The 19200-nt window shown below is 37.3% G+C and carries 16 protein-coding genes; 6 read left to right on the top strand and 10 right to left on the bottom strand.

The features are described 5' to 3' along the window. Positions 1-6 precede the first annotated feature (6 nt). Both WC614_12025 and WC614_12020 read left to right on the top strand, forming a co-directional pair. A complete protein-coding gene (locus WC614_12025) occupies positions 7-1359 on the top strand; it encodes a YCF48-related protein (protein ID MFA5033731.1) in 1353 nt (450 codons plus the stop codon). A 239-nt stretch (positions 1360-1598) separates the two neighbouring features. After that, positions 1599-3149 (top strand): T9SS type A sorting domain-containing protein, encoded by a 1551-nt coding sequence (locus WC614_12020; GenBank protein MFA5033730.1) that lies wholly within the window; start codon positions 1599-1601, stop codon positions 3147-3149. A 318-nt stretch (positions 3150-3467) separates the two neighbouring features. Here WC614_12020 and rimO read toward each other — a convergent pair whose 3' ends face one another. Both rimO and WC614_12010 read right to left on the bottom strand, forming a co-directional pair. Then, on the bottom strand, positions 3468-4766 hold the full coding sequence (gene rimO / locus WC614_12015) for a 30S ribosomal protein S12 methylthiotransferase RimO (GenBank protein MFA5033729.1): 1299 nt from the start codon (positions 4764-4766) through the stop codon (positions 3468-3470). 609 nt (positions 4767-5375) lie between these two features. Next, the gene (locus WC614_12010) at positions 5376-5498 is read right to left on the bottom strand and encodes a DUF3800 domain-containing protein (GenBank protein ID MFA5033728.1); all 123 of its coding nucleotides are present in this window, start codon (positions 5496-5498) and stop codon (positions 5376-5378) included. Positions 5499-5693: 195 nt separating this feature from the next. Here WC614_12010 and WC614_12005 point away from each other — a divergent pair, with 195 nt between their 5' ends. Further along, entirely contained in the window at positions 5694-6950 is a 1257-nt protein-coding gene (locus tag WC614_12005) for an ATP-binding protein (GenBank protein MFA5033727.1), read from the top strand. Between the two features lie 98 nt (positions 6951-7048). Here the strand turns inward: WC614_12005 and WC614_12000 are convergent, their stop codons facing one another. The 7 genes from WC614_12000 to WC614_11970 form a co-directional block, all read right to left on the bottom strand. Beyond that, on the bottom strand, positions 7049-9163 hold the full coding sequence (locus tag WC614_12000; protein ID MFA5033726.1) for a T9SS type A sorting domain-containing protein: 2115 nt from the start codon (positions 9161-9163) through the stop codon (positions 7049-7051). 171 nt (positions 9164-9334) lie between these two features. Then, positions 9335-10591, bottom strand: a complete 1257-nt coding sequence (locus WC614_11995) for a tetratricopeptide repeat protein (protein MFA5033725.1) — start codon at positions 10589-10591, stop codon at positions 9335-9337. Positions 10592-10761: 170 nt separating this feature from the next. Continuing rightward, on the bottom strand, positions 10762-11883 hold the full coding sequence (locus WC614_11990) for a hypothetical protein (GenBank protein ID MFA5033724.1): 1122 nt from the start codon (positions 11881-11883) through the stop codon (positions 10762-10764). A 94-nt stretch (positions 11884-11977) separates the two neighbouring features. Beyond that, entirely contained in the window at positions 11978-12775 is a 798-nt protein-coding gene (locus tag WC614_11985; protein MFA5033723.1) for a type I restriction enzyme HsdR N-terminal domain-containing protein, read from the bottom strand. Positions 12776-12858: 83 nt separating this feature from the next. Beyond that, complete coding sequence (locus tag WC614_11980; GenBank protein MFA5033722.1) at positions 12859-13662, bottom strand: ion transporter; 804 nt, start codon at positions 13660-13662, stop codon at positions 12859-12861. A gap of 76 nt (positions 13663-13738) precedes the next feature. Further along, positions 13739-14002 carry a hypothetical protein gene (locus tag WC614_11975; GenBank protein MFA5033721.1) on the bottom strand — a complete coding sequence of 88 codons (264 nt, stop codon included), beginning with the start codon at positions 14000-14002 and terminating at the stop codon, positions 13739-13741. 36 nt (positions 14003-14038) lie between these two features. Beyond that, a complete protein-coding gene (locus WC614_11970) occupies positions 14039-14689 on the bottom strand; it encodes a hypothetical protein (GenBank protein MFA5033720.1) in 651 nt (216 codons plus the stop codon). Positions 14690-14900: 211 nt separating this feature from the next. Between WC614_11970 and WC614_11965 the strand changes: the two genes are divergently transcribed. Further along, complete coding sequence (locus WC614_11965; GenBank protein ID MFA5033719.1) at positions 14901-15698, top strand: FlgD immunoglobulin-like domain containing protein; 798 nt, start codon at positions 14901-14903, stop codon at positions 15696-15698. 248 nt (positions 15699-15946) lie between these two features. Here the strand turns inward: WC614_11965 and WC614_11960 are convergent, their stop codons facing one another. Next, positions 15947-16996, bottom strand: coding sequence for a hypothetical protein (locus WC614_11960; GenBank protein MFA5033718.1), 1050 nt, complete (start codon positions 16994-16996; stop codon positions 15947-15949). Positions 16997-17196: 200 nt separating this feature from the next. On the opposite strand from WC614_11960, the gene WC614_11955 reads away from it, so the two are divergent. Together WC614_11955 and WC614_11950 are read left to right on the top strand one after the other, a co-directional pair. Continuing rightward, positions 17197-17472, top strand: a complete 276-nt coding sequence (locus WC614_11955) for a DUF2723 domain-containing protein (GenBank protein ID MFA5033717.1) — start codon at positions 17197-17199, stop codon at positions 17470-17472. Continuing rightward, the coding region (locus WC614_11950; GenBank protein ID MFA5033716.1) for a DUF2723 domain-containing protein at positions 17460-19200 on the top strand (1741 nt) is incomplete at its 3' end. The genes WC614_11955 and WC614_11950, both read left to right, overlap by 13 nt.

The raw sequence follows: 19200 nt of genomic DNA, 5'->3' as shown, positions 1-19200 counted from the left end.
AGAAACATGAGAAAAATATTGATATTGTTAATCGGTATTTTGCCAATAAATTTATTTGCAGTGTATTGGATAACTCAATACAATGGTGAAGTTCATGACATAAGTTTTCCCGACTCTCTTCACGGATGGGCAGCAATGGGTGGTGTTGGCGGGGGTATTTTTACAAACGGGAGACTTATGTTTACTAAAGATGGCGGTAAAAGCTGGACGGATACAATTATATATCCCGGCAAATCAAAGTCTCTTAATACAGGTCTTAGTTTAACACGCATTGCATTTGTCGATTCAATTTCTGGCTGGGCAGGCGGAAACTGGGCAGCCCACGTCTCAAATGGTACGGCTACAGGTTGGTTATTATTATCTACGGGAGATGGTTTTGGAACATATGGTAGACAAGCAGAAGCAAACAGTGGCTCACATTATCAAAGCGGAGGCGTTGGGACTATGGAAACAGTAGTGGATAAATTATTCTGGGCTTATTTTGAAGCAAATTTAAAGAGTTGGGATACTTATATAAATGGAAAGGCGATGCCCTTCGCTACATCCATAATGTCAATATGTTTTATAGATGCTTATCGTGGATGGGTCTGTTGCGAAAAGCGTTTGTTCGGAACTACTAAAGGAGTTGATAGTTTATCTCTTCTATATAATTTTCCAATGAATGACATAGACTTTATAGACAGTCTTCACGGATGGGCAGTTGGAGATACTGGGACAATATTATATACTGATAATGGCGGAACCGATAATGTATGGGATACCCTGACAAGTGGAGTAACCAATAATTTAAGATGCGTAAAATTTATTGACTCATTGAACGGGTGGGCAGGCGGAGAAAGAATTATTATAAGAACCCGTGACGGCGGACAAACATGGGTAACGGAATATTCGGCAGACACCACATTGAAAATATGCGCTATAGATACAAATTATGTATGGGCGCTTTGCCCTGCAGATTATTATAATTTGGCAGGCAGTATTTTGAGATATCATCCGTATATAGGGATAGAAGAAAATTCGGATTTTGGTCGAAGATCCGCCTCAGGCGGAAATGCGGATTTGAAAATAATAAAAGATAAAATTTTCCTCTCTGTCCCCAATAACTATTACACTAATATGGAATATCCCGCTCAGGCGGTGACCCTATTAACTGATATCCAATTAACTATCTACGACCTCTGTGGAAGATTAAAAGAAACCCTTTATTCCGGCACATTAACCAAAGGCAATTATACTTTTACACCCAACATCCATAAGAGTGGCGTTTACTTTGTAACACTCTCAACAATTTGTCATTCTGAGCGTAGCGAAGAATCTAATATTATAAAACAAACCCAAAAACTTATAATTCTTAAATAATCTTTCTATTCTTGCTAGTAAAAATCCTGTAAATCCTGTCTGAATTTATTTTAGTGCTTCTTTTTTTGTGATTTTGTGTTTTTGTGGCAGAGTATTTGTTATACAATAAAAAGAAATTGACAAAACACGTATACTTAGATAAAAGATTCAACTATGTGTCTAAGGAGGTGAGAGTAAATAGATTTCTGCCTGACGGCAGACAGGTATCAATTATTAGATTATAATTAAATGGAGGAAAAATGAAAAAATTGGGTATTTGTTTGTTTGCATTAGTTTTCGCAGTTAGCGCATTTGGTAGAAGTTTCAGCCTGAAATCACAAACCATAAACGGCAATAAGGGAACGCATAGTTACGTTCAATCTTCTTCAAAACCGATAACTTTTGGTGTTGATTATTCCGAAGATTTTGAAAGCGGCGCAACAGGTTGGATATCTACCGTGAACACATCTCTTGCAACATGGCACTCGGATAGTTTTCAGGCATTCGGCGACAGCGGAAAATCATGGTGGATGGGTGGAGTACCTTATATAAATGGGTATGACAATCTCTGGTATCAATCAATAACTTCTCCAAGCATAATATTGCCGGATTCTGCTCTTACGCTGGCATTCAAAATGAATATAGCAGTAGAAGATGTATTTACCTGGGATGTTTATGACGGTTGTGACGGTTGTAATGTTCGTATTTCAACTGACGGTGGACTTACATGGACGGTATTGACAAGCCCTACACCGGCTTATGACGGTAGTCATTTTTATTGTTTTGCTCAGCATGGAGAAGGAAATAATATGCCCGGTTGGGCAGGAACGTCAGGCGATTGGATGAATGCGAGCTTTGACCTTTCTGCTTATGCAAACGATACAGTTATGATTAGATGGGTGTTTGCATCAGATCCTTTAACTTGCACCGTTGACGATGATGCTTTATTTGGATGGCAAATAGACAGTATTAATGTGGCAGGCGTATTCACAAATGACGGCGAAGATACTACCGGATTTACTTTTGCCAGTGGAACTCAACAATGTGTTGACAGGTGGGTTCTGATAGACAGCGTTTCTCATAGCCCTACACACAGCTATCAATGTGTTATGGATACTAATTTAGTGAATGCTCTTATATCTCCGGAAATAGTAATACCTGCTAATAACGATAATCCAACGCTTTCATATTATGTTTATTGCGATATGCCTGATTGGGATGGAAATGCCGATTCTACAATGGAGGATTTTTATACCATTAATATTTCCACAAATAATGGTAAGACATGGAACTCGCTTGCTTATGATTATGCTACTAACGGCTCGGATTCTGGTTGGGTTCAAAAAGATAGCGGGGTTTTAGGAGACGGACAATTTGACGCGTTGGACCTTACTGCCTATAAAGGAGACACGGTTAGGTTCAGATGGCTTGTTATGACGGATAATAATAATGATGGTGGCGTAGGAACGGGTTTATACATTGATGATATAAATATTAGTTCAATAGGAATCGAAGAAAATAAAAAAGAAGTTTCAACGTATAGGTTATCCAATTGTTCACCGAATCCGTTTACAAGAAACACGGAAATTAAATATTCTATCACGGGCAATACGCGTACTTCTGTCAGAATATTTAATATATCCGGGCAGGAAATCGTAACTCTTGTAGATAAGGAACAGAAAGCCGGTTCGTATACGGTTGGCTGGAACGGTAAAGACAAAACCGGTAAACTTGTACCAACAGGTATGTATCTGTATCAACTGAAATCCGGAAACTTCTGCGAAACCAAGAAAGTCGTATTAATGAGATAAAAAACTAGTTGTTTTGTAACGAAAAAGGGTGCCGTAAAAAGCACCCTTTTTTGTTTGTCTTTTCTGCTTTTAGTTTATTAACTCTACAATTTTCTTTTATCTGTGTTTATTTGCGTGTATCTGCGGTTAAAACTCTTTCTGCTATCCGTTAGTTTTTATTTTTTCTTTCTGTTCTTTGCGGGCTCTGCGGTTAGTTAGAGTTCGTGATGAAAGAACGTTACTCTAACTTATCCAGTACAAAGCCCTTTTCGCTTTTGGCGGATTAGGGATTCGTATCCAGTTCTCTGGGCTCTGCTGGGCTCTGCGGTGAAAATCTTTTTACCCAACTTCCAGATCATACTCACCCTTCACCTTCTTCACTTCTCCCATAAAAACATCCCCGGCATTCAACTTTTTCGGACAATAACACTTCCCGTCTATTTCCGGACACTGAAACTCACTATGCCCGATGCTATACCCTTTTTCTTTAGTGTCTATCAATACTAAAAACTGCTTGTTTTTGCGCGCAATATTCTTTTTGTGCGTAATCCCTTTCTGTAACTCAAAAACTCTCTCCACCCTCTCCTTTTTTACCTTAAAAGAAACTTGGTCGGGCAAGTCGGAAGCAGGCGTATCAGTTTCGCAGGAATAAGTAAATGCGCCTGCCCAGTCAAACCGAAATTCTTCTATATCTGAGAGTAATTTATTGAAATGTTTTTCTTCTTCACCCGGGAAGCCTACGAGAAAAGTCGTGCGGATGGTTATCCCCGATTTTTGTAACTTCTTTATAAGCGGTTTTGTTTGTTCCCACGACGGTCTGTTCATTCTTTTGAGAATGTCCGAATGAGTATGTTGAAGTGGCAAATCTATGTATTTACAAATTTGCGGACTGTTTTCTATTATTGAAATAAGTTTATCGTCAAAATGCGCAGGGTGTGTGTAAAGCAACCGAATCCAGAGAAACTCCTTTATTTTTGTCAGTTCTTTCAGCAGTTTATGAAGAGTTCTTTCTCCTTTATCTATGCCGAAATTAGTGGTGTCCTGGGCGATTAAAATAAGTTCTTTATATCCCATTCCCGCGATGTTATGCGCTTCATTGAGTATGTCTTTTATTTCCCTGCTCCTGTATTCTCCTCTTAACTGGGGAATTTTACAATATGAACAATGGTTACTGCAACCTTCTGCGATTTTTAAATAAGCATAAGAAGACGGAGTCGATATAAGGCGGGGGAGATGTGAATTATAAATGAAATTCGGCGTCCCGATTTCCGTTATTTTTTTCTTATTCTTTTTTAATTTCAATATTATATCCGGCAATTTGCAAAAATCGGACGACCCGACAATCCCGTCTATTTGAGTAAATTCGTCTAACAAACTACTGCCTGCGAGTTGCGGTAGGCATCCGCAAACGAGGATTAATAAAGATTTCTTTTTCTCTTTAAGTTTTACGATTTGTTTTATTATTTTTCGGGCTTCATCTCTGGCGGATTCAATAAAAGCGCAGGTGTTTATGATAACGATGTCCGCATCTTGAGGAAACTGGGTTATTTCGTATCCCGATACGCCGAACTCCCCGATAATTACCTCAGAGTCTATTCTGTTTTTCGGACATCCAAGCGATATCAAACTTACTTTCATTGTTCTTTCGTTCCCCCATTTTTGAATTGAACGTAGGGCAAGGCGGAATTTATCCCGCTCTGGCGGGAGCCTTGCGTTTGTTATCTATTCCGTTCTTTAATTTTGTCATTCTGAGCGTAGCGAAGAATCTCTTTTTTTGCTTTTCTTCTTTCTTTTACTATCTACACCATCTATTACAACTCCTTGGGCGCAGTCCACCTGAGGCGGATTATCCAGCTCTGCTGGGTACCGTCCTTTTTGTTTTTCTATCCTCTGTAATTTGTTAATCTTCTAATCTCTTCCTCTCTTCATTCCAAACTCTAAAATCTAAACTCTAAAATCTAAACTCTAAAATCTAAACTTCTTCCTCCCACTCAATATTCTTAAAGAGCAAAAAACAGTTGATAAGTTTTTAAAGTTAGGTTAGGCTTCAAACCACAAAGACCTGATTGCCGAATTGTCACCGTATGGTGCGCGTTCGTGAGGAAACTCACGATAGGCGTTGGGTCGCTTTTTTTTATTCCCCAAATATCCAGACATCTTCCTCTCTTTTCTTAATAATCTTGCGATAAACATCTGCATCGCTTTTATTACTAAACGAGCGATAAATCGCTCCTGCAATCATATCTGCTAAGCAGTCTCTTCTGCATCCAGATGGTCGTCAAATACTACCAATGCTATAACAAAAACAGGAGAAGATCCTTTTTCTACCTTAAATCCCGGGTCGCCGGAATCATCAAGAAAAACAAGCATAATTAATTTTTTATCCTAATATTTTTATATCAAAAAGTCAAGGACAAAGTGATTTTTGAAAGGGTAGGTCGGGTTTTAAATCCAGTCATGCGGGACAATTGGCCCAATAAAAGGTACTACAGAAAAAAACAATACTGTGGTATTTGTTAACAAAAAAAAACTTGACAATCTATACGCTACCGTATAGATTGCCGTATGGCTCTTCAAAGACTTATTTATAAAGAGATTGTAAGTAGTCTTCACAAAAAAGAAATTGGAATAATTATAGGTCCCCGCCAGGTTGGTAAGACTACGCTCCTGAAAAAAATTGCAAGTCATTGCCGTGAGAACAAAATTGGATGCAAGTATTTTAATTTGGAAATGCCTTCTGATGCAAATTATTTTGCCAGAGATTTCGAATTTTTATTGGATGATATATGTAAAAAAAAGCAAATTATTCTTATAGATGAATTTCACTATCTGCCGAATGCTACTAAGTTATTTAAATCAATATATGATGGTTGTAAAGGAGTAAAAGTTTATGCTTCCGGCTCATCTTCTATTGAAATGCACAAGCATTTAAAAGAAAGTTTAGCCGGACGGAGACATCTTTTTCAATTGTTCCCTTTATCCTTCTCGGAATGGCTGCCAAGTAAATCATTAGCTGTTAAATTGCCCGTGAACATTCATTCCAAAATCAGTCCTGATGCTCATTGTAAATTGAGGGCATATCTTGAGGAATTTATTGTTCTGGGGGGAATGCCCGGACTTGTTCATGAAAAAAGACCGGAGAATAAGAAACGGCTTCTCCTTGATTTGGTGGCGACTTATATTCAAAAAGACATCAAAGCTCTTTTGCGCGAAGAGGATATTCTTTCTTTTAATCGGCTGCTTGTTTTATTAGCAGGACAGGAAGGCAGTCTTTTGAGTGAAAATAGTGTTTCCCAGATTCTTAACTACTCTTTGCGTCAGGTAAGAAAAGATTTGTCCATATTAAATCAGATGTTTTTACTTGATATATTGAAACCATTTTTCACAAATCGTGGAAGGGAATTAAAACAAACAAATAAAATATATTATTTTGACAGTGGAATCCGAAATGCTATTTTACATGACTTCAGAAAATTGGATAGCAGACCTGATAAAGGGGTGCTTTTCGAATCATTTGTTTTACATGAGTTACAGAAAAACTTAAAAGTTTCTCAGGAAATTTATTATTGGCGAACACGGGAAAAAGAAGAAGTGGATTTTATTCTTGTTCAGGATAGGATTCCAATTGCCGTTGAAGTTAAGTCCCAAATTTCAAAAGGAGAAATACCAAATGGGATAAAGAGATTTTTTATAAAATATCCGGAATGCAACATCGCCATAGTTCTAAATAACTCTATTAAGGAAGAAGTATCCTATCAAAACAGAAAAATAATATTTGCGCCTCATTATTATGCAGCGTTAATTCCCTCTTTGTATAAATGATGAATTAAAAATAATAGCAGTAATGTGTCGGGAAATGCTTGCTTGTACGCGTCATAGGCGGAGAAGAATCTCATTGTAAATTTTCTATTATTTTAAGATTATTTCACCAATATCATTTTCCTCGTAACCGTCTGTTCCCCTGCTTCAAGTTTCGCAAAATACACTCCTGTTTTTAGTTCTTTCGCATCTATGCAAATACTATAACTCCCTGTTTTTTTCTCCCCCTCAACTAATGTTTTCACACAACTTCCCGTAATGTCATAAACCTTTAACGAAACTCTGGAAGACGCAGGTATTGCGTATCGAAGAGTTGTTTTACTAAAAAACGGATTCTTTAGTATTTTCAATTCCAAATTCTGCAAGCCAAAATCCGAAATGGATGGTTCTTCTATTGACTGTTCGCTATAACTCGCTAATCCACCAAATTCAGTTCCAATCCATATATTATTCCCCTCTACTGCAAGTGCATAAACCCAGTTATCAGGCATACCTGAATTACCCATATTATACCCTGTCCAGCTTGTCCCGTCAAACTTTGCAAGTCCTCCGCCCAATGTCCCAATCCATTTTGTTGAGCTATCTACTACAAGCGCATAAACATAATCATTTGGCAGACCTGAATTACTTGTACTATACACAGTCCAGTTTGTGTTATCAAACTTTACAAGTCCTCCTCCCCCCATTCCAATCCATTTCACGGTCCCTTCCAGCGCAAGTCTGGAAACCCAGCTGCTAGCCAGATACACAGTCCAGATAGTCCCGTCAAACTTTGCTAAACCGCTGCCTGTCGCAATCCACTTCATATGACCTTCTATCAAAATATCATAAATATAGCTGGAAGGTAAATTCGAATTAGTCGTATCATATACAGTCCAATTAGTCCCGTCAAAAGCCGCCACCCCGCCGCCATTCGTCCCAACCCATAGCGTTGAATCTTCTATTGCAAGCGCGCAAACGTAGTTGTTGGGCAAATCGGAATTAGTTGTATTATATAGCGTCCAGTTCGTGCCATCAAACTCTACGAGACCACCACTAGTTCCAAACCATCTCTTGGAACTTCCTATTGCAATATCCAAAACATAGTTGGAAGGCAAGCTCGAATCGCTTGTATTATAGACTGTCCAGCTTGAGTCAAACCTCGCAAGCCCGTTGCCGTTTGTTCCAATCCATTTTACGCTACCTTCTATTGCAACTACGTTAACCCAGTTATAAGGAAGTCCCGAATTACTGCCATCGTAAGCAGTCCAGTTCGTGCCTTCAAATTTCGCAAAACCGCCGCCAAAAGTCCCAACCCATTTTATGTTGCCGTCTATTGCAAGGGCAGAAACTTCTTTATAAGGCAAACTTGAATTACTCGTATCATATACAGTCCAGTTAGTTCCATCAAATTTTGCTAAGCCACCGCCGTCTGTTCCAATCCATTTTGCGCCGGTGCCGTCTATTGCTATTGAATGAACATCGTTATTCGGTAAACCTGAATTATTCGTTTTATACACAGTCCAGGTACTGTCTTGAAATTTCGCTAAACCACCGTAATAAGTCCCAATCCATTTTATTGAGCCCTCTACTGCAAGCGCGCAAATATCGTTATCCGGTATATCGGAGTTACTCGTATCATACACAAACCAATTAATGTTATCAAACTTCGCTAAACCACCATCATTAGTTCCAATCCATTTTATGCCGCCTTCTATTGCTATTGCAGTAACACAATCATTCGGCAAGTCTGAATTACTTTTATCATATACAGTCCAGTTAGTCCCATCAAACTTTGCAAGTCCTCCTCCATTCATCCCAATCCATTTTGCGCCGTCAGGCGTGCCCTCTACTGCAACCACAGAAACCATATTCCACGGCAAACCCGAGTTACTACTATTATATAAAGTCCAGTTAGTTCCGTCAAACTTTGCTAAGCCATACCAAAAAGTTCCAATCCATTTTGCGCCGGTGCCGTCTATTGCTATTGAACGAACATCATTATTCGGCAAACCTGAATTTGCGTGATCATAAAATGTCATATCTCCCGTAGTTTTATCCATACAGGTCAATCCACCACCATAAGTTCCAATCCATAGGTCATTTCCTTCACTTGCAATAGTTTGAACACATTTTCCGTATGTATAATTTGCCCAGCCCGGGTATTCTGCATTAGCAGTGTTATAAACAATCCCAACCATCAAAACAACTATTCCAAAAGACCTTTTATTTTTCATATTTTTCTCCTCATCTCCATTTATTTACAATCTCTTATTTTTATAATAGTCCGCCTTAGGCGGAGCGGTGACGGGAATCCCTGCCTACCGCAGGCAGGCATCTTTTCCTGTCCTATTTGAACTATTCTTTCCTCTTCCCCCATATTTAATTTTTAATATTTGATTTTTAATTTATATATCCAGTTCTCCCATCCATTTCCTGATTTCCTCTTCCCATTTATCCGGTAAAAACTTTTTCCTTTTCAGTACCTCATTCCACCAGAATCTGGCTTTCTCTTTATCTTCTTTTCCTTTGTATGCCATTCCAATGTTTATCATTACTGTTATATCATTAGGCTTAATAAGAATAACTTTTTCATAATCTTCTATTGCTTTATCTAATTCTCCTCTTTTATAATACGCAAAACCCCTATTATTAAAAGCGTCTCCAAGATTAGGATTAAGACTAATAGCTTTACTGCAATCTTCTATCGCCCTATCTAAATCTCCTTTCTTAACATAAGCAAACCCACGATTACTATAAGCTTCTGCATAATTAGGATTAATATTAATGGCTTTATCGCAATCTTCTATTGCCTTTGCTATGTCGCCTTTTTGAGCATAAGCGATTCCTCGATTATTAAAAGCTTCTATAAGATTAGGGTCAAGGATAACGGCTTTGTCATAATCCTGCATTGCCTTGTCTAAAGATCCTTTCCTGTAGTATATACTTCCCCGATTATTAAAAGCTTCTGCAAGTTCAGGATTAATACTAATAGCATTATCAAAATCTTCTATTGCCTTTGTTAAGGTCCCTTTTTGAGCATAAGCAAGCCCGCGGGTATTAAAAGCTTCTGAAAGATTAGGGTTGAGGACAATAGCTTTGTTGCAGTCTTCTATTGCCTTGTCTGAATCTCCTTTTTTAAGATAAGCAAGTCCGCGATTACTAAAAGCCTCTGCAAGATTAGGGTTAAGGGCAATAGCTGTATCGCAATCTTCTATTGTCTTTGATAAGTTTCCTTTTTTAACATAGACAAATCCACGATTATTCCAGGCTTCTGCAAAATTAGGGTTAAGGCTAATGGCTTTGTCAAAATTTTCTATTGCTTTTTCTAAATCCCTTTTTTTAATATAGACAAGTCCAAGATTATTAAAAGCTATTGCATAATTAGGGTTAATGCCGGCGGCTTTGCCGCAATCTTCTAATGCCTTATCTAAGTTTCCTTTTTTATAGTAAGTAAATCCACGATTATTCAAAGCCTCTGCAAAATCAGGGTTCAGATTAATCGCTTTATCAAAATCTTCTATAGCTTTATCAAATTCTCCTTTTTCATAATAAGCAATCCCACGATTATGAAAAACCGTTGCATCTTCTCTTAATGTTGTCCCGCAGTATTTACAAGATATAGCGCTCTCTTCTATTTCTTTCCCGCAACTTTTACAAAACATTTTTACACTCCTCTTAATATATTTGTTTTTTATCATATACAATATTTATTTCACTGCGTCAAGGGGAAATAATTTTAAGAGTAATAGTAGGGTAGCTGGGGCTTTTATGCCCCGGCCATTTGGTATGTTCTTTTTGTTTTTTTCTGTTCCTCTGTTACAACAAGTTACTATCAGTTACTATATGTTACAGTTCTTACTATTCTTTGTTTCCCTGTCCCTTCTAAAACTTCCACAACTATCCTCAACCCTTTCTTCTCCGTGTTTATCCGTTTATCATCCGTGTCCATCCGTGCAACATCTATCCTCGACGATATTGAATCGCTGTAGTTTTTCCCTTCTTTATGATACATATACATATAGAAACGAGACCATGCTCTTGGAACCCAGCCTTTCTTCTGTTTAGGAGAACGATAGTATTTTCGTATCTGTTTCAAGTCCCATACCAGATTCCAATCTTTCAGCGCAGTTTTCCCTTTCACCACCGAAGTAGGATTTGTCTCGCAAGCTTTGATTTGTCGGGTTGCTTCTTCGGCTATTTGAGTGGGGGAGATGTGAAAGAAGTCCCCTGTTATTGAGTCAACGATTCCTATGCCTAACTGGTTTTTCGTTAACGGTTTTCTGTTCACGGTCAATGGATGAATGATTTCTATTTTGTTTTCCCCTGAAAGATAACGGCTTGAGCATACTTTTGTGGGGCGGGGCAACTTCCCTTTTGATATGACCAATTTACTCCAGTCTATGGAATGTCCGAGTGCAGTATGGTTTACGCTTTCAAAATAATGATATCCTGTCCACGGTTTTCTGTTCTTGTTGATTACAAGCGGTTCCCATATTGGATAAATTATATCTCTCATACATTTGGATGCCATTTTGCCGAGTATTGCGGTTCTGTCCCAGACGGATTTTTCTTTTTCCGTAGGAACGACATACCGGCGCATCAAACTTGTGGCAAATATCCCGCTCTTTACTTTACCGTTGTTATCAACGTATCTTCTGCGGTTTAATTGAACTCCGATGGAGCCTTCTTTCGGTCGGAATCCCATATTTGCTTCTGCCTTGTCTCCCGTCCAGCTCATTTTCCCCCATACCGTCCCAAATGACCCGAGTACGCCGGGAATTGCTCCTCTTGCGGTAAGCAGTTTGCCGGGAGTATTTCGTAAAGGGTGTATCCCCATTGCGCGCAGCTTGTCTTGCTTCTCCTTATCCAGCCTATCCCAACCGGTCTTTATATCCCTTGGATTTACCTTTGTCGGGTCCTTTTCAACCGTCTTCTTTTTGGTTTTATCGTTCATATTTTAATCCCGAAAGGATTATCAGATTATAGGGCGAAGACAAAGTCCCCGATAATTCAATTTCCTATAAATCAAGTCCCAACTGGGCATAGGACTATTGCTCTGGTTTGGTGGAAATGCCCTCTTTTTGATCTGTTTGGATATTAACGATGCTTGTTGTTTTCTGCTCGACTTGTTGAGTTAAGGAAGATTTATCACGAGGTTTTCTTCTACGTCTTATTTTAATCATTTCGCCATGTTGTGCCAATATTTCATCCTTTAGAAGTTTACGAACATTTTCCAAAACTTCATCTTCACCAACAAGAATATCGGACATTCTACGTAATTCACGTCTGATAGAACTAAGGGTGTCTTCGTGAAATAACGCTTTAATGAGAGAATCCGAACTCAAACTTACTTGTTTTGTCCAGTAGTCTTCTATTTCATCTTTTTGAAAAGCAGTTTTTGAAAGATAATATAATTTATCAGCATTTTGTTCTATATTACCGTTTATTAAATCTATTGAAAAAATCATAGAGTGGTCTATACCCGTTTTATCAAATACAAGATGATACAATTGCCACTCTATACCATTGGTTAATACTACCCATGGGGTACCACTTTGTGAAGCATAACTTTCTGCTTGATAAATATGAGATTCCTTCAGTTTTGTATTTGCAGACTTTGCCTCGACATAAAACTTAATTTTATTCTGTACTTTTATACCTAAATCTACATACCTGCTTTTTATCTGGAATTCTTTTGTAATATCTTGCAATACATCATATTCTAGAACTTCTTCTAAAAATTTAATAATACGGGTTACACAATCCGCTTCATTCATGTCTTTCTCTTTTGCATCTTGGAACACCGGTATATATTTACGGATACCTTTTACTATTTGTTTACTCATTTTGTAGCCTCCTTTATCTTATATAAAATAATTGTTTAAGAATGTAATAGTATTTCGCCTATTGCAAAAAATTATTGTCTCGCTTAAAGTTGCCCAATATCTTTCCCGCAATGGGGACATTTCTTTGCTCCTTCTCGTTTTTTTTGAATTTCTTCAATAAAACCAGAAACAAGTATGCCTGTTGGTAATGCAAACACCCCAATCCCCAAAAGCGATATTAGTGCTCCTATAAATTTACCTATATGAGTAATTGGACAAATATCTCCATAACCAACCGTAGTTAATGTTGTTACGCCCCACCACATTGATGCCAGAATGCTTGAAAACACCTTAGGCTGAGCATCGCATTCAACAAAATACATTAGACTTGAAGCAACTATTAACAATATTAATATTACGAAAACACTTATAAGTAATTCTTCTTTCTTCCTTCTAAGTACATTGCTAAAAGTTTTTAAAGAGTCAGAATAACGCCCTAGTTTAAATATACGGAATAAACGTAAGAGACGCACTATTCTTATAAATCGTAAGTCTATGGGAATAATCATCGGCAAGTAGAATGGTAAAATAGCTATCAAATCTATAAGAGATAGAGGAGTAAGCGCAAACTTAATTCTTCCCGTAACCAGTCCTTTAAACCTATCATCTGTCGTACAACTCCATAAACGTAAGATATATTCAACAGTAAATACTATTACAGAGAATATCTCAAAAACTCTAAAAACAACCGCATACTGTGAGAAACTTTTTACTGTTCCCAGAATAACAGCGAGTACATTTAAAATAATCAAAGTTATAATAAAAACATTAAATATTTTAGCAGGTGAATCGCCCGGAGTTGCTTTTTCCAAAATTCTAAATATTCTATTTTTCACTTTTTGTACCATTCTTTTCCTCTATTTTATTTTTCTAGTAAAAATTCATTCCATAGATTTACACACTTGTGTATAAAGGGCATTTGGGTTATTTGGGAATATCTTTTGCAGGAAATATCTCTATAGGTTTATTTTTATCATAAAGATATTTATGTACTGGAACTACAATAGTTCTACAACCATCGTGATAGGGTGGGAATACAAAACTTTTTTTAGTATAATAATGCCCGTCAATTCGCCGACAAAAATCATTAGTGTTCCTGTCAATTACTGCTGATGGGGAATAGGCAATAATATCATCCGCGACATCAGGATCCTCAAACTCTTTCTTCCGCCATTGATTCATATTCATTTTACCGTCTAACCTTATATACGAATAAATGGTTAATTAGTCTTTGTTTATATTAAAGATCTTCTCTGCAAGTCCTTGTGCAGCTACTCCACAATATTTATCGTAATTTTCTTCGACAGAATTTAATTCCCCACTTGCCGAAGATTTAGCTGAGCCTTCTCCTTCCCAAACAACATCCCCATTAGAGTCCCATATTTGAGCGAAGGCAGTAACATTTACCGTTTTTTCTGTATGTAATTGTCCTGAAATAATACCACGTTTTAATTCGCTTGTCTTATTAAATTCATTAAGACTTACGGCTAATAGATATTGAACTTTTAACGTATCTCCCATTTCTTTTATAATTGCTTTATCTATAATAGCAGTTTCTTTATAAGCGGATATTAGCTTTTGATATTTTTCAGTAAGTCCTGAAGTATTAAGTATTTCAGCGGTTTTTTTATAGGAGAAAAATTTAGTATCTGCGGATTTATACTGTTTAATATGGTAACTAATAGAATCCCCAAGTGGACGACGTAAACTTTCTTGGCCTGCTCCTGCAACAATAGGCAATAAAGCAATTCCGCCTTTTTCTATAGAAGAAGTATTGAAGTTTTCTTTTACATAACTTGTTCTTGATGTGTTTTCAATAGTGGCAACACACCCATTCAACAAAATAAAGCCCAACAGTAAATAAAAGTATTTCATCTCCCCTCCTGAAAAAATTATAATGCCAAAAACAATTCCAACATTTCATTTCTAAAATAGTTTCAAACAAATACTTTGTCAATTTTTAGTTTTATTTTTTTTCGTGTGCTAATCGTGTGCAATCGTGTGTTTTCTCTTTGTTCATTTTTTTCTTGCTTTTATATCTTTTGAGAATACATTGTTTAAGTTAACTAAAACAAAAGGAGGAAAGATGAAAAAGTATTTATTTGGTAGTATTGCTCTCTTCTTGCTGGCAGGAGGCGTATATGCAAACACAAAATATTACAGCGTTTCTTGCGTGGCTTTCCAACCTACAGACAAGAACGAAGCTTTTGCAAGATGGGCTGATGACCTTCATCCTACTGAATTAGCAGGAACTCATATATTTTTCGCGCCCGTATACCTTCCGGATAGCGCTAAGTTATTAGAAGTTGCAGTATGGGTCTGTGATTCAAATACTACAAATGATGTGTCCCTTATGTTATCTAATTCATCACTTAGTACTACTCCGGCTGGGGGGACTATTGTAAATATGTCCAGTAGTGGGTCTATCGGCTACCAATGTCTTACGGACACTTCAATAAACCCGGATATCATTGATAATTCTGCATTTAGCTATTGGCTATATGTAAGCTTTGGGACGTACGGTTCTTCACTTAAGCTATGTAATGTAAGAATTAAATACGAACTGCCAACCGCGGGGAAAGAAGAAACTAAAACCGATACTTACGGGAGTCTTAGTATTTCACAAAACAAACCTAATCCGAGCAAGGGAGTTACTCATATTACATACCAGCTTCCAAAGAAAAGCAATGTCTCCCTAAAAATCTATGACAGTACCGGTCGCGTTGTTAAAACTTTAGTTCAGGAAGAACAGGATGCCGGACCGTATACTTTGATGTGGAATGGTACGGATAACCGCTCTAATAAAGTTACAAACGGGACTTATTTCTACATACTGGAATCTGCAGGAGAAATACTAACAAGAAAAGTTATAGTATTGCAATAAATCTTTTAGGTATCTGTTTTTTCGTGTATAAATCGTGTAAAATCTCGCCTGTCTACCGATCTGTTTGGTAGATGGTTACTATATTTGTTATCTGTGTAAATCCGTGTGCATCTGTGGCAAAAATCCTTTTTGTTTTTGTGGTCTGTTTTTTTTATTTTTTTGTGGCAGGGTTTTCTCTTACTCTATAATCCTAATAATCTGCGTTAACCTGCGTCCAAAAATTCTCTGTTTCGTACTTTAGTGGCTTATTATTTCGGACTGTCTATCTCGTACCCGACAATCCATTCAAACCCGAATTGACCGGGTTTCGTAGCAATTACCAATTCTGAACTGTCAGCGACCAATTTTTTGTATTCGTATTTATGAACTTCTATTTTTTCTTTAGAACGGTCGTCTCTCCATGATTCAACTATGGCGTAGTAACTTTTACTGTGTTCTTCACTGGAAATATATTTGTCTACTACCGAAACTTTATGGGGTATAGCTACGGATTTGTCAAGATACCCGTTCAAACATATAAAAATTCCACCGCCGGCAATCAGGATGGCAGAAAAATATAACAAATATACGCTGATATATTCCGAATAAGAAACAAGCTTGTCTTTTAATAACATTATAATTAACCAGAGAAGTATAATCCCGGCAGGGATACTTACTTTAAAAGAGGCTAATATCGCGCGTCCTGTATCCAGCGGAGAGAATTCTGCGCCTCCGCTCCCGGCAATAAGAATAGCGATAAAATTTACTACTATAGCTATAACAAATACTATTCTGTGTTGAATCTTACGGTTGTTTCCGGCCGGTGGAAAAGAATGCGAAACTGCAGAAATCCCCTTAACCAGATTTGAAAGTTCGGAAACTATCTCCATTATAGTTGCGGTTGCAATGGACTTAGTAGTTTTTGTAGCGGTTATCGTACTATTATCGTTATTTATCGTATTAAATCCTTGTGAAAAAATGTTTGTTACCGCACGTCGGTTTGCAGTGGAAGTTAACAATACTCTGGCAAATTCACGATTGGAAGAGTATACAAAAAACTTATCATCAAAAGCAACGTCACCTGTAGAAATGTTGGAGAAAGCTCCTATTTTCTTTAAAAAATCGTCAAATTTTGATTTACGGGTCACGCGGAAAACATAAGAAGAGGGACTTTTTATTTTAACTATTAAGGAAGAGGATATATCCTCGGGGTCTTTAGAATATTTATACGAGTACTCAACTCCGTTGTATGTTCCTGTTACTTCCTTTCCGAGCTTCAACTTTGAGGAAGCAGTTCTAATAGGAATAAAAATTGCCATTTGAACAAAATTATATTAACTTTCAATAAAGTCAAGCAACATTTCTTCCCTTTTCTCTTACGTGTCTCCGAGTCTCCCTACTCCCGCGTATGTCCGTTCCCCTGCTTGTCTCAGTCGAATTTATAAAATATACTATTGACATAATTAATATAGGAGTTATTTTGAATATTCTTTAATTTACATAGAAAGGAGCGTTTAAAATGAGCAAAAAAGAATATATGTGGGGTTTTATTATCTCCACTCTGGCCGTGTTTGGTATTTATCTTTATACCGTTCAGCCTTCCTTATCTTTCTGGGATTGCGGAGAATTTATTGCCTGTGGCTATTCTCTGGGAGTCCCGCATCCGCCGGGATCACCATTGTATACCCTGCTTAATAAAATATTATGCTTTATCCCGTTTGGAAAAGAAATTGCATTCAGGGTAAATATGGGGTCGGTAATAAGTGGAGCCATTACCGCAGGTTGTTATGGGTAATAGCCGCGAAAATACTTGTAAAAATGAAAGCTCCTCAAACCAAAATGGAACACTTTATCATATCATTAAGCGCTGGTGTAGGAGCTATGATTGGGTCTTTAGCATATACCTGTTGGTGGGGAGCAGTAGAAGCCGAAGTTTATAGATTGGCATCTTTTATGGTCATGTTATGTATATTCTGGATATTAAGATGGCAGGATGAACTTCAGACACCTTATCATAAAAGATTTTTGTTCCTGATTACCTATATGTTTGCACTTTCTGTTGGAATACAGCTAATGCCAATGCTTACTGCGCCTGCAATATTTTTGTTTATATTATTAAATAAAAAAGATTGGGATAGTTTAAGGTTTATAGCAATAACAGTGCCGTTTCTTGCCCTTTTTATGGGAATGTCACTCGTTTTGGTTGGAGTAATATCGATAGCCGTAATAATTTTCCTGATAGTAACTTACCGTAAAGAAATGTTTGATGGGAAATTTATTGGTCTTGTAGTAGTTGGGTTTTTGTTGGGAATAGGAAGTTACTCTTATCTTATGATAAGGGCACATCATAATCCTTATATTAATGAAGCCGCCCCTACTAACATTCCAAAATTATGGGATGTCTTTTCAAGAACACAATATGGTCCTGCAAAGCTTGGAGTAAGTACTATACTTAAAAGAGAAACCGAAACCCCGGAAAATAAATATAATATGGTGCAGGCTTTTGTATACCAGATTAAGTTTTTTACGGATTATCTGACATGGCAGTGGGTTCCGTATCCAAGACAGTCAAGATGGGAAGGAGAAATCGCTTCTAACTTTACTAAACTCTCAAGCCTTTTCTTTAATATCATTTTTATAGGAATCGGATTGTTTGGCATATGGACACATTATAAAAAAGACAAGCGTACGTTCTGGCTAATGTTTACTTTATTGATTACATTAAGTTTTGTTCTTACTTTTTATATGAACTTTAAGTTCTCTCCTTCCGATACTAATCCTCTGCACAGACCTCTAGAAGTAAGAGAACGACATTATTTCTATGACTCCGCGTTTACCGTATTCGGCTGGTATATCGGTATCGGGGTATGGGGTTTGTTAACATTGTTAAGAAATAAATGGGCTCAGAGAATTATGTCTCCTGTTCTTGGACTACTCGTTTTGGTTCCTATTTTTGGTAATTTCAACTCACATATAAACAGACGTGGGAACTGGATTCCAGATGATTATGCCTATAATATGCTTAGTTCTTGTGATGACGGTGCCGTAATATTTACAAACGGAGATAATGATACGTTCCCATTATGGTTTGCGCAATTGGTAAAAAATGTTAAGCCTAAATTGATGGTAGCGAACTTGTCATTACTTAATACGGACTGGTATGTAAAACAACTCAGAAGCTGGGGAGCTCCGGTTTCCCTTACAAATTGGGAAGCTGAGAATCTTAGTGGAATTGGTCTTCCAATGATTAAAAATGGTGAACCCTTAAGGGACAAAGCTTTATTATTGAAAGACATTGCAGTAAGAGATATGCTTGCCACTAATAGCGGATTCAAGTTTGAACCTAAGATTTTTATGCCCATTAAAAGAACGGCATTGCCTAAGAAATACAGGGACAAAATCCCGGCAGATATGGAACTCATTCGCCCGGATTATTATGTAAAACGCATTCCAAGAGAATACTGGGTCAGGTTGCCCGAAGAATATTTCTTGCCTGCAGAAGATTTTGCCAATATAGTTATGA

The sequence above is a fragment of the bacterium genome (genome assembly GCA_041649255.1).
Classification (GTDB): domain Bacteria; phylum Hydrothermota; class UBA3073; order JACQXS01; family JAQTXJ01; genus JAQTXJ01.
The sequence above is the reverse complement of the archived record's forward strand: the minus strand, read 5'-3'. Positions and strand labels throughout refer to the sequence as shown.